This window comes from Mastigocoleus testarum BC008, from assembly GCF_001456025.1.
GTDB classification, from domain to species: domain Bacteria; phylum Cyanobacteriota; class Cyanobacteriia; order Cyanobacteriales; family Nostocaceae; genus Mastigocoleus; species Mastigocoleus testarum.
The window spans coordinates 1-12,099 of the sequence record NZ_LMTZ01000076.1 but is presented as its reverse complement, the minus strand read 5'-3'; the positions used below and the strand labels follow the sequence as shown (position 1 = coordinate 12,099).

Here is a 12,099-nt window from a genome sequence, read left to right as displayed (position 1 = left end):
GAGTGGTTTCTTCGAAATACTACCTTTGATTTTCTATCTCTCCAGATGTACGGAGTTTTTTCAGAAATCAAATACTAGTCCTATAGTATTCGGTGGGATTTGCGTTCAGTAGATTCTGGTGATCTAGGGTTGGCGGTGATGAAGGCGTCGATTCGTCGAGCGATCTCTTTCCCTTGGTCGTTTTGTAAAAAGTGACTGGCTTCCGGTAAACGGACATGATCTTGACCAACTGCACCAGGAATCGAATTGATCAACATTTGTTGTGTTTGAGGTTGTCCAAGCTGTCCGGGATCGTTACCACCCCAGATAGTCAAGAACGGTCTTTCAAATTTATATAAACCTTCCCATGCGACTTGGGTTACCCCCGAAAGGGTATTAGCTAAACTTGGAAAGGTACGAGGTCCAGCCATCGCAATGCGGCTGGGGAAAGGTGCATCATAAGCCAATACGGTTCAGGTAAACATTTTCGTAGGTTGGGTTAAGCCGCAGCGCAACCCAAAAAAACCTTATGGTTGTTGGGTTATGTCCTACGGACACGCTTTGCTAACCTTCGTCAACCCAACCTACTTCAATTTTGAGATTTAGCCTTAACTGAACTGTATTGGGCTATAGAATCCTTACCAGGACTTACATTAATTTTATGTATTAGGCAATTTTGATACGGTCGCAGACAATTTGTTTGATTTGTGACTTTACCACTCTATATCTAGATCTGGTAAGCGATTCTTCAGGCTGTAGGGTTCATTAATCACCGGATTTGTAAGATTTAATTCCTTGCGCCATTGTTGTACCGGTTTATCCCAAGCATCTTCCCAACACTGAGCAATCAGCGGCTTGATTTCAAGTCCCATTCCCATACCTCTTGCAGCTTGTTGTGTTAAGTAAGAAAGTTTCTCAGGTTGACGTTTGAAAGCTAAACTAATACTGGCAACCTGAAGCATTACACACATGGGATAGCCAATCTGAACCGCTTGAATGGATAACACACCCAACTCTCCGCCCGTGGGACCAAAGCCCGTAATTATGTGGGTCAAATCGTGGGTTTTACGTAAGCGCATAACTAACCAGTCCTCATCTGTTTCGATCTCGCGACGACGGTAAAAGTTAGGGTCATATCCCAGGGTTTTCATGACAGTTGCATAGGTGTGACCGAGGGAACCGTGAGGTAATTGGGACAAGGCTTCTAAATCGATTTCAGGGCTAAGGTAGCGGGATTCCATCATGATTCGAGCTTCAGGGATAGCTTTCACTCGTTTGACACACTCTTTGATTTGATCGCTACCACGAAAGTTATCTTCGATATCAAATATATTATCGGTTTTTTCACCCATCGATTTAATCAAATCTGTTACAGAGCGTAGATTATTAACGGTGCGGGTGAGTTCTTCAAATCGTTTCAACATTAGTTTCTCCTAGGTTTTTATGTGGATAATTTGTGATAGTAAAGACGGAATAATTACTGATAAACGCAAGTAATTTAAAATATGTGTATTTTTACAATTTGAGGTTTTACCAGAGCGAAAACTACGGTCTGGATGTATAGCGCTACGCGCAAGTCAAAAGTCAAAAGCTTAATACGTATGGCTTTTAGGGTTAATACATGTCCTAACGTAGCTTCGTAGTGCTATAGCTAAAACTTAAGTATGTTTTTCTCAAACTGCTCTTGTTTTTGTATTCGCAATCGGGAGATACTTTTATTTGCGAATTAAGGTAATGAAGGAGTTGGCTTAATGCGACTCATAAATATCGCAAAAACTAAATTCATTGGAACCAATAATTGACTAAATCCGATAATTGTTAGCTCAGCTTCCTGAGTTAGTGTGTTGCTGCTAGCGATCGCCAGACAAATTGCAACATTTCTCATGCTGGTACTTATTGCCAAAACTTTGCGGTTCGCGATATCCGTTCCCCCCAATAGCCAACCAATAATCCAAGCGACCATAATAAAGGTGATAAGTGCTGCTAAGCCATTCCATCCAAGTATTTGAGTATCTAAGGTTTTAAATTTCGAAGTAAGAATAGTTAATGTAATAAACAGAGCAATGGATAGCAAGGAGGTTACTTTCTGGAGTTTAGGTACGATCGCATGTAAGGTATTTTGAATAAGTTGACCAAGCAAAAGCGGTGGAATTATTAGGAGTAGGAGGCGGCTCACTATTTGCAAAACAGGCACATTTGTCACACCAATGCTTGGATAAATCAAGTTTATGAGAATTGGTGTAATCAAAACCGATAGGAGTGATAGTAGAAATACCAAACCCACTGCATAGATTAAATTTCCTTTCGCAATACGAGCAAAATGTAATGCCATTAAACCGCCTGGAGCTGCAGCTACAATCAGAAATCCCATAGAGATATCAAGCGGTAACCTGAATAACCAGATTAAAAACATACCCAGAATCGGAATGAGAATGAAATTTGCTAACAGAGAGCGCCTCATTAAGCTTGATTTTATGGTGATGTCTTCTATCGGTTTCTCCAAAGCGACGGAAAAAAGAAACGTAAAGAGAAACAAAAAAATAATAATTTTGACGTAAGCAGGTAGGCTATCAGGCATTATTCATGAACTCCGACTCCGATATATAGCACCATGTAATAAGGTTAGGAGATTGGCAAATCCCAAAACCTATGATTTGACTTACTCTTATGAGAAGTCTGACGCCAATTACTTGCCCGTAGCACTTCTCCATCTCTAGTGAGCCATTAAGATTTTCCAACTCTCAACTGTAATCTTAGAGAATTAGCTATATTTCACACATCGTCCTGACCCGCCTAAATTCAGAGCAAATGGGTCCTATTTTTTATTGGTAAGGTACTAGATCAAAGAGGACTTTTGTCACTAGCATGATGTAGGTGATGGGCTCTATAATTGTCAACTAAGCCAATTTTTGTTTTCTAAAACCTTCGCCACAAGCTGCAACTTATGCTGCCTCTGCTGACTTCGTCACGCCTAATGCTTTACCTGGAATGGATGTTACTGGGTATTACGGCGTTTACAACCATTGTAGCTACGTTGATCGATATATCACCTCGATTTCCTATCGTTGCCATTGTCTGTATAGTTACATTGGCGCTGATGGGATTTAAATTGCCCAAAAATCAGCTTTTCCATCAAATTCTTTATATCCTGGTAGAGTTTGCCTTAGTTTGGCTACCATTCTTGAACAGCGATTCAGTTCCTACCTTTCAACTCTTAGGGGCAGTTATTGTTATTCGTAGCTGTCAAATGTTTAAGCTGCCGGGTCATTTAATTGTGACAGGAGGAGTATTTTTATACTTTATGTGCACAGCCCTCATCTGGCAACAAAATTTATTTGTAGGGATTTGTGGTCGAGTTGTTAGACAGATTCAGTTACCTAATCAAATTCAATACAACACTAGAAACGTGCTGATTTTGAAACTAAGCACATCCGTTTACTTTGGACTGATCCTGGTTTTTTTATTACTGCTCATCAACGCCCTACTGGCAGAACGTCAAAGTCGAGAAAAGTTATCGATTGCCTTAACCCAAATGCGGCAATATGCCCTACAGATTGAAGATCAAGCCACGCTAGAAGAACGTAATCGTATTGCTCGTGAAATTCATGATGCCTTAGGACATACTCTCACTGCTCAAAGTATTCAACTAGACAGTGGGTTGTTATTATTACATTCTCCTCGAAGTGAGGAGGCGGGTTCATTTTTCAAAACAGCAAAAGCACTTTGTACTCAAGCTTTACAAGAAGTGCGACAGTCAGTCACAACGCTGCGGAGTGATGCTTTATCGGGACAGCCATTAGAAATCTCGATCGCAACCCTAATTAAAAACTTTCAAACCGCAACAAACATTATTCCAAGCTCTACTGTTTCCCTATCACAAGCAGTTCCCCATGAGGTAAGTTCCGCAGTTTATCGAATTGTGCAAGAAGCTTTGACCAATATAACTCGCCACAGTGCAGCAACAGAAGTAACCATTCAGTTAGTCAATCGCGAGCAAACATTATATATATTGATAAAAGATAATGGTAAAGGATTTAACCCAGAGGAAAATTCAACTGGATTTGGAATTCAGGGAATGCGAGAACGAACCATGGTCTTAGACGGTCAATTTAATCTGGTCAGCCAACTGGGTACTGGTTGTTTAATTACAGTACAAATTCCACTACCAAGGTTATTATGATTCGATTACTACTCGTTGACGACCAAACCCTGGTACGCCAAGGATTGAAGGTTTTGCTTGAGGTACATGAAGATCTAAAGGTTATTGGTGAAGCAGAAAATGGACGACAAGCAGTCGAACAAGTTGAGGCTCTACGTCCTGACATGGTATTAATGGATGTGCGAATGCCTGAGATGGATGGAGTCGCCGCAACTCAAGTAATTCGCCAACGATTTACGGACGTTAAAGTCTTGGTGCTCTCTACATTTAATGATGATGATTATGTGAATCGGGCGATGCAGTTTGGAGCTGTTGGTTATTTATTGAAAGATACAGATTCTGAGGAATTAGCCCAAGCTATTCGTCTAGCGAATAAAGGTTTTACTCAACTTGGTCCGGGATTATTTGAAAAAGCTGTTGCTGACATTAAAGAAACTTCTTCAAATAGCATATCTTCTTCAACAGCGAATGCACTGACGACATTACCACCAGAGTTAGAAGAAATCACTAAGCGAGAACGGGAGGTGCTGTGTTTAATTATTACGGGAGCAACTAATCGTCAAATTGCTCAAACGCTCTTTATTTCTGAGCGCACGGTGAAAAATCATGTCACTAGTATTTTGGGTCGATTGAATTTGCAAGATCGCATTCAAGCAGCTATGTTTGCTGGTCCTTTCCTACCACTCCTCAAACCTGGAAATGACAAAGAATAATGGGTTTTCTCCCAGGATAAAAGTGAATAAATATTGCCAGGACTTACGCAACGTTAGCATAGCGTATCCGTAGGACATAGATTTGTCATTGCGACCGGAACACAGTGTAGGGTTAGCGGAGCGTCTCCGTTTAGGAGATAGCAATCCCAGCATCTCGGGAGATTACGTCGCTAACGCTTTTCCTGAAGGAAACGCTGCGCTAACGTAATGACGTAGTTATGTTAATTTTGCGTAAGTCCTAATTATTTTGTAGTTGTTTTTTATACTATATATTTAGCAGAGAAGATATTAATCAATTAGCTATATTCTTTTCTAACAGGATATCTACTTGACTAAATAAAGTTGCCTAATATAATCCTAAAAAGGATCCCTGAAAGCAGCAGAGTAATTTATATGGCAACAACATCAAATGTTGAGGTTACTATTTCCTTGTCTGAACCTGATTTGGATGATGAGGAATTACAAGCAGAAGCTGAAAATTTATTACCACAAATCAGAGAAGTAGATGGAGTCGAAGAAGCAAATTTAATTACATTAGCACAGGCCCCCACAGGTTCCAAAGCTTTTGGGGGTTTCGCTGTGGGGAAATTGAAAGCATTAGTCAACCCCAAGAACCTTGGATCTCTATTTAAGTTTTTGGGTGATCGCTTAGGTAATAAAACAATTAAGGTGATAATAAAAAAATCACCTTTGAACGAAGAAATAACTGTAGAAGCTACTAATTCACAGGATTTTGAATTAGCTTGGCAAAAAGTAGAAAATCGTTTGAACAATAAATAAGGATGGGATCGCAAGGACAGCAGATATGGCGAAGTTCGCATTATTGATCGGAGTTAGTGAGTATCAGAAGGAGTTAAAACCGCTACCTGCTGCTGTCAATGATGTTGAAGCGATGCGACGAGTTTTGGTGAACCCAGAAATGGGAGGTTTTGCTGAATCAGATATTGAAGTGCTGACAAATCCCCAACCTCAAAAAATTAGAGATGCTATCTTCCAGCTGTTTTTAGCTAATCGTCAGAAAAACGATCTGTTGCTGTTTTACTTTTCTGGTCATGGAATTAAAGATGATCGTGGTAAATTATATCTTTCAAGCTGTGAAACTCACAAAGAGTATGGCAGGTTAGTAAAACCTTCAGCGATCGCAGCGAATTATTTACATGAAAATATCAATGATAGTCGTTCCCAAAGACAAGTAATAATCCTTGACTGCTGCTTTAGTGGCGCGATCGCTCAAGGTATGACTGTTAAGGATGATGGAAATGTAGATCTCCAAGCACAGTTAGGCGGTAAAGGTAGGGCGATCCTCACTTCTTCCAGTTCCACACAGTATTCCTTTGAGCAAGAAGATTTAGAACTTTCTATTTACACTAAGTATTTGGTCGAAGGGATTGAAACAGGTGCAGCAGATAAAGATGAGGATGGTCAGATTTCTGCTGATGAGTTACATGAGTATGCTCGCAGCAAGGTTCAAGAAGCTTCTCCAGCTATGACACCCAAGTTTTATCCTGTAGAAGAAGGTCACAAAATTTTCTTAGCAAAATCGCCTCAAGATGACCCTAAGTTGAAGTATCGCAAAGAAGTAGAAACTCGTGCGGAACAGAGTCGGGGTAATATCTCTCCCATTGTTCTGGGAATTCTAGAATTAAAACGGGAGGAGTTAAAGTTATCTCCAGAAGAAGCAAATACGATCAAAGAAGAAGTACTACAACCATATCGAGACTACAAACGTAAGCTTGATAAATATGAGCAGGATCTACGAGATGCCATTAATCAAGAATATCCATTTAATGAAAATACAAAAAAAGACTTAAAGGAATATCAGCAAGACCTAGGATTAAGAGATGAGGATATTGCTTCAATTGAAAAAAGAATTATCGCTCCAAAACAAACAGAATATCAACGTCAGCAACAAGAAGAAGGGAAAAAATTACTACAGCAAATAGAAGCAGAGAAACAAAGACAAGAAGCTGAGACTAAAAAATTACAACAACAACGAGGAGCAGAGCGGAAAAAACAAGAAGCTGAAAAATTAAGACAACAACAAGTAAGAGAAAAATCTCAATCCTTCTCAATTATCCAAACTCAGCAGTTTGAATTTGAAACTGCCACTATAGTAAATGTAAAACCAGGTTTTTTCGGTATAGGAAAAACCTGTGAAATTAACCACAGTAGGAAAACAGCCAAGTATTTCACGGAAGAATTGGGGAATGGTGTAGTTCTGGAAATGGTAGAAATTCCTGGTGGTAAATTTATGATGGGTACAGAAGATGAGGAAATAGAAAGACTGGTTCGAAAATTCCATTGGAACGGGTATAGAAGAGAAAAACCACGACACCAAGTCACTGTTAAACCCTTCTTCATGGGTAAATACCCAGTTACACAGGCACAATGGAAAGCCGTAGCTGCACTACCCAAAGTTAACCGCAACCTAAAGCCAGAGCCATCTAAATTTAAAGAAGATGACAGACCAGTAGAAAGAGTTTCCTGGTACGATGCGGTTGAGTTTTGTGACCGCCTTAGTCACTTTGTAAAAGGTCGCCTCTCCTCCCTAAATACAGATATCCAATATCGTCTCCCTTCTGAAGCAGAATGGGAATATGTTTGTCGTGCTCATACAACTACACCATTTCATTGTGGTGAAACCATTACAGGTGAGTTAGCTAATTATCGTGCAAGTTTAGCTTTTGCTGATGAGCCTAAAGGAGAATGCCGGGAACAAACTATCCCAGTAGGACAATTCCCAGCTAACGCCTTTGGCTTGTACGACATGCAAGGAAATGTCTGGGAATGGTGTGCTGATGATTTTCATGATAGCTATCAAGGTGCACCGACAGATGGTAGTGCATGGGTAGAGCAGAATAATGATAATGATAATCGTTGTCGGGTGCTGCGCGGTGGTTCCTGGGGCGACCTTCCTGTCTACTGCCGTTCTGCCTACCGCGGCAGCTCCTTCGCGCGTAGCGTTAACACTCATGTCGGGTTGCGGGTGGTGTGCGTGGCGGTTGCGTAGCTAGCTTCCCGAAGGGTGGGCTCTTAATTAGCACTTTATACTTTTGCCCTTTTTTAAAGGGGTTGGGGGACCTCAATAATTACTTCCGGTAATAAAGAAGTTTTTGTTGGGTTGCGCTGTCGCTTAACCCAACCTACGAAAATGCTTAACTAAGAAATAAAAATTCTATATATTCCCAATCGCCAGTCCCCAGTCGCTATATGCCGGCGGCACGCAGTGCTATCCCCAACTCTAACACCTTCGTAGTTGGGCTAAGTTCACCACAATTTCATCAATTGCTTGGCGTACAACTCTTATTGGTTGTTCGGTTTGATTCACCATAATACTAAAAACTACTGGCTCATAATTTGGAGCATTTACATACCCTGCTAAGCTCACAACACCAGTCATAGTACCAGTTTTAGCAATGACAATACCTTCAGCAGCTGTATCCCGCAGACGATATTTAAAAGTGCCAGTTTTGCCAGCAATAGGTAAAGAATTAAAATAAACTTTAGCAAACGGCGATCGCGCTACTCCCTGTAACAGTTGTACTAAAGCTTGGGGGCTAATCAAATTTTTTCGCGATAAGCCAGAACCATCATCTAATTTATATGTTGTCGGATCTACTCCAATTTGAGTTAAAGCTGTTTGCAAAACTTCTAAACCTGCATTGACCGTAGTTTGATTTTCTTTTAGTGGTGCTTTTGCAGCCAAAGTCCGTACTAATGCTTCTGCAAACAAGTTATTACTATTAATATTGGTTTCTTTAATTAATTCAGATAGCGGTGCAGACTCAACAGCAGCAATTTCTTCTCCTTTGATTTCTCCAGTTTTGATATCATTCGTTACCGTAGATGTCCGACCAAGAGAAATTCTTTCCAGAAGTAAATGTTGGCGGAAATGTCGCACAAAATGTTCTATAGGGTCAAAAACTGCGATCGCTGTAATATCAGGTTGGGAATTTACTGCTAATTGTCCTTGAATATTTAAGGTTTGTCCTTTGATATCGCGATTAATTGTAATATATTTTTTTTCACCTTCTTCAACAGTTACTGTATTATTTCTTACTCGCCATCGATATCCTTCACTGGGTTGCTCCCACCGTGGACGCAAATTTTCGCCTACTTTCTGGGGAAACAATCTTAAAATTGCAGCATTTTCATTCAAAATGAAGCTACTAACAGGTGCACCATAGTAAAAGGGTATATCTTCCCACATCCAACTTCCTGGAATAACTTCACCTTTAAAATGGGTCTCATCAGCAATTAAATTGTTAATACGAGTAACGCCTTGTTGTCGTAACTGTTTTGCAAGGGTTACTAATTGCTCGTCCTTTAAACTCGGGTCTCCCCTACCAACAACCCGCAAAGTTCCGTTACCTTCATCATATATAGAAGTACGAATGCGGTAATCCTTACCAAGTTGTTGTAATGCAGCTGCTGTAGTTAAAAGTTTAGTAACGGAAGCGGGGGTAAAGTATTTCTCAGCACCCCGACTATAGAGAGTTCGGGGAGATGAAACTTTGGAAGATACAGCTTTTAGATTGAGATCCTGTACTAAAATCCCCCAGTGAGTGCGATTGAATAATGGTTTATTAATAACTGCATTAATTTCTGATGGTAACTGGGCTGGACAAATTTTTCTGCTAGAAGTTTTCTGGGTTGCAGACGATTCTACCTGTGCGATTGCTGCTGGAGGTTGAAAACCTAAAGTTATACTAAGTATTAAGAGTAATAAGTTAATTGAGATTTTTGTTGACATTCTGTGGTTTATGTAGTCATTTCTACTTGAATTTTTTACATTAAACCACCTAATCTCCTTTACAAGGAAAACTTTTTCCTAGTTGGTCACTTTACTGTCTTAATTGTCCAAAGTCGAAAAATATTCCTGAAGATTTACCCTGCGTTGGCGCAATTTTTTCAATGCTTGTTTCTCAAGTCTAGATGCAGAATCTCGGCTTATATTTAACGATTCACCGATTTTGGCTAAAGTTAAAGGCTTACCATCTTTGAGTCCAAAACGTAAATAAATTACCTGTCGCTGTTGGGGTGTTAGGTCTGTCATTAATTGCTCTAAATCGGTTCTTAGAAAAGACTGGGTTACATACTCCTCAGGAGAAATTCTTGTATCTCTTAATAGATTGCTTAACTCAGTATTTTCGTTATCTCTAAGACGGGTATCCAAACGCATTATTCTACGCGCTCCTTCTAAATACTCACGAATTTTTTCAGTTTTCAAACCAACTTCAGCAGATAATTCTGCAATGGTTGCACTTCGTCCTAACTTTTGAGCAAGACGACGTTGTGCTTTTTTTATTTTGCTAAGTTTCTCGGTCAGATGAACTGGTAAACGGACTGCACGACCTTGGTTCGCGATCGCCCTTATCACAGCCTGTCTAATCCACCAGTAAGCATAGGTCGAGAAGCGATAACCTTGGGTTGGATCGAATTTTTCCACACCCCTTTGCAAACCAATAGTCCCTTCCTGAATTAAATCCAAGATTTCGACATTAGATTTGAAGTATTTTTTTGCAATTGACACCACTAAGCGTAGATTACCTTCTACCATTTTGCGTTTAGCAGCTTGTCCTTGTTTAATTGCTAATTGCAAATCTGCAATGGATAAATTAGCTTTTTGTGCCCATTCAACTAGACTGAGTTCGTAACCCATACCCTCAGATAGGGATTTTTTCAAGTTCTGTAGGGCTATCAAACGTTGTACCTTTTTACCGTAGAGGATTTCTTGTTCGTGGGTTAGAAGCGGAAAAGATCCAATTTCCTTTAAGTAAGTACCAATTAAATCGGTATTAGCTGTAGCAGTTTTCATAACACTGAATAATGAAGTCGCAGAAAGTATGACAAGTGTGTATTTACAACCACTTGCTCCAAATAAGGTTGAGTAATAAAAAGTGAATATCGCGTACAAAAACCTAAGCAGTCGCCTGAGCAAACAGCATCAGGTTATTCTTATGGGTACTCATCATGCAACAACTGTATATTGGAAATCTTAACAGAATTTATAAATTTATGTAAACTAGATTCATAAATATCTAAATTTATAAATACCCTGATAATACACGCCTTTCAGAAGCAAAAAGTAGTGAGATTTATAAAGCTGAAACTGTTACTCGATATACTACTTAAACACTTCTATCTATAGTATTAATTCTAATGAAATCAAAATTTTTATAGAAAGTATTAATACTCATACGGTTATTACACCTGCTCGGGTAACAGAGAGAAGGATACAATTTTATTAATAATTTTTACAAAAGTTTACAAAAGCAGATTTATTAAATTTAAAATCATTAAACTCAAAATCACAAAAATATTTAGCTTTAAATCTTAGTCTTCAGAGTTTAGTTTTTAAAGGTTTTAGTTTTTAAAGATTAATTTGTCAGGTTTAACTATATTATGAGTCAATTTCAAGTATCTCAAACTCTCAAGATGACCGTCCCTAACGAGGTTATCTCCCTTGAGCAATATCTACGCCAACCTCAACGCTTAGTTCAAGCAATTACCGATCCTAGTCGAATGGAGCAATTGACTCCATTTCGCTTTCGCTTAAAGCTTAGACCTCTACAATTCATGAGTTTTAAGTTTGAACCTATAGTCGATTTGCAAGTTTGGAGAGAAGCTGAGGGGACGGTTCACCTACGTTCTCTTGATTACGAACTTCGTGGTGCAGAATTTTTGCCACAGTCTTTTCACCTGGAGCTTGATGGTAAATTGTCATCCTATTCTCTCTTAAAGACTACAGAATTACGAGGTAAGGCTGATTTGAAAGTAAAAGTAGATGTACCTCCTCCCTTGAACCTACTTCCAAAAGCAGTTTTGGAAAAGTCTGGTAACGCCTTTCTCAACGGTATTTTGTTAACGATTAGATATCGTTTAGAGCGCCAATTAGTGGATGATTATCGCCGTTGGGTTAAGGCGAACCCAGCAGGAGTAACATCATCTCCTATTACCATTTCTCCAGAGGGAAGTCTGGCTAGTTAAATCAGCAATTTTAGCGCTATGCGCAAGTAAAAAGTCATTAGCGTCGCGTGTCTGTAGGACATAAGTCAAAAGTTAAAAATTGGACTACTTATAGTTTTCACGGTTTATCAATGTCCTGGCGTAATTATGTAGTGCTATATCATTCATAAAATTTAAACAATTCTAGATATTAAACCCATCTTCCGCACTCTAACTGTCACAATCGGTAATTACTTAAATAAATCAATAATAAAAGAGTAAAAAAGTACTTTTTACCAC

Annotated in this window: 10 protein-coding genes; 5 read left to right on the top strand and 5 right to left on the bottom strand. The window is 39.3% G+C overall.

Going from position 1 to position 12,099, the window contains the following annotated elements:
• Positions 1–80 precede the first annotated feature (80 nt).
• The 3 genes from BC008_RS11970 to BC008_RS11960 form a co-directional block, all read right to left on the bottom strand.
• Complete coding sequence (locus tag BC008_RS11970) at positions 81–446, bottom strand: alpha/beta hydrolase family protein (RefSeq protein ID WP_153009573.1); 366 nt, start codon at positions 444–446, stop codon at positions 81–83.
• Positions 447–692: 246 nt separating this feature from the next.
• Complete coding sequence (locus BC008_RS11965; RefSeq protein WP_027846483.1) at positions 693–1,403, bottom strand: Coq4 family protein; 711 nt, start codon at positions 1,401–1,403, stop codon at positions 693–695.
• A 302-nt stretch (positions 1,404–1,705) separates the two neighbouring features.
• Positions 1,706–2,557, bottom strand: a complete 852-nt coding sequence (locus BC008_RS11960; protein ID WP_036268503.1) for a bile acid:sodium symporter family protein — start codon at positions 2,555–2,557, stop codon at positions 1,706–1,708.
• Positions 2,558–2,923: 366 nt separating this feature from the next.
• Between BC008_RS11960 and BC008_RS11955 the strand changes: the two genes are divergently transcribed.
• The 4 genes from BC008_RS11955 to BC008_RS11940 all read left to right on the top strand — a co-directional run bounded on the left by BC008_RS11955 (position 2,924) and on the right by BC008_RS11940 (position 7,861).
• Entirely contained in the window at positions 2,924–4,159 is a 1,236-nt protein-coding gene (locus BC008_RS11955; RefSeq protein ID WP_027846481.1) for a sensor histidine kinase, read from the top strand.
• Positions 4,156–4,851: a response regulator transcription factor gene (locus BC008_RS11950; protein ID WP_027846480.1), complete on the top strand. Its 696-nt coding sequence runs from the start codon at positions 4,156–4,158 to the stop codon at positions 4,849–4,851. The genes BC008_RS11955 and BC008_RS11950 overlap by 4 nt, the downstream gene beginning before the upstream one ends.
• Before the next feature lie 393 nt (positions 4,852–5,244).
• Positions 5,245–5,631 (top strand): hypothetical protein, encoded by a 387-nt coding sequence (locus tag BC008_RS11945; protein WP_027846085.1) that lies wholly within the window; start codon positions 5,245–5,247, stop codon positions 5,629–5,631.
• Positions 5,632–5,656: 25 nt separating this feature from the next.
• On the top strand, positions 5,657–7,861 hold the full coding sequence (locus BC008_RS11940) for a caspase, EACC1-associated type (RefSeq protein WP_027846084.1): 2,205 nt from the start codon (positions 5,657–5,659) through the stop codon (positions 7,859–7,861).
• 231 nt (positions 7,862–8,092) lie between these two features.
• Here the strand turns inward: BC008_RS11940 and dacB are convergent, their stop codons facing one another.
• Complete coding sequence (dacB, locus tag BC008_RS11935) at positions 8,093–9,604, bottom strand: D-alanyl-D-alanine carboxypeptidase/D-alanyl-D-alanine endopeptidase (protein ID WP_027846083.1); 1,512 nt, start codon at positions 9,602–9,604, stop codon at positions 8,093–8,095.
• 99 nt (positions 9,605–9,703) lie between these two features.
• Positions 9,704–10,669, bottom strand: a complete 966-nt coding sequence (locus BC008_RS11930; RefSeq protein ID WP_027846082.1) for an RNA polymerase sigma factor, RpoD/SigA family — start codon at positions 10,667–10,669, stop codon at positions 9,704–9,706.
• A gap of 587 nt (positions 10,670–11,256) precedes the next feature.
• Between BC008_RS11930 and BC008_RS11925 the strand changes: the two genes are divergently transcribed.
• Positions 11,257–11,841, top strand: coding sequence for a DUF1997 domain-containing protein (locus BC008_RS11925; protein WP_058183568.1), 585 nt, complete (start codon positions 11,257–11,259; stop codon positions 11,839–11,841).
• Positions 11,842–12,099 lie beyond the last annotated feature (258 nt).

Bases quoted from the DNA above. Each gene is read 5' to 3' on its own strand.
- BC008_RS11965 (WP_027846483.1), bottom strand. From the start codon at position 1,403: ATGTTGAAACGATTTGAAGAACTCACCCGCACCGTTAATAATCTACGC.
- BC008_RS11960 (WP_036268503.1), bottom strand. From the start codon at position 2,557: ATGCCTGATAGCCTACCTGCTTACGTCAAAATTATTATTTTTTTGTTT.
- BC008_RS11955 (WP_027846481.1), top strand. From the start codon at position 2,924: ATGCTGCCTCTGCTGACTTCGTCACGCCTAATGCTTTACCTGGAATGG.
- BC008_RS11950 (WP_027846480.1), top strand. From the start codon at position 4,156: ATGATTCGATTACTACTCGTTGACGACCAAACCCTGGTACGCCAAGGA.
- BC008_RS11945 (WP_027846085.1), top strand. From the start codon at position 5,245: ATGGCAACAACATCAAATGTTGAGGTTACTATTTCCTTGTCTGAACCT.
- BC008_RS11940 (WP_027846084.1), top strand. From the start codon at position 5,657: ATGGCGAAGTTCGCATTATTGATCGGAGTTAGTGAGTATCAGAAGGAG.
- dacB (WP_027846083.1), bottom strand. From the start codon at position 9,604: ATGTCAACAAAAATCTCAATTAACTTATTACTCTTAATACTTAGTATA.
- BC008_RS11930 (WP_027846082.1), bottom strand. From the start codon at position 10,669: ATGAAAACTGCTACAGCTAATACCGATTTAATTGGTACTTACTTAAAG.
- BC008_RS11925 (WP_058183568.1), top strand. From the start codon at position 11,257: ATGAGTCAATTTCAAGTATCTCAAACTCTCAAGATGACCGTCCCTAAC.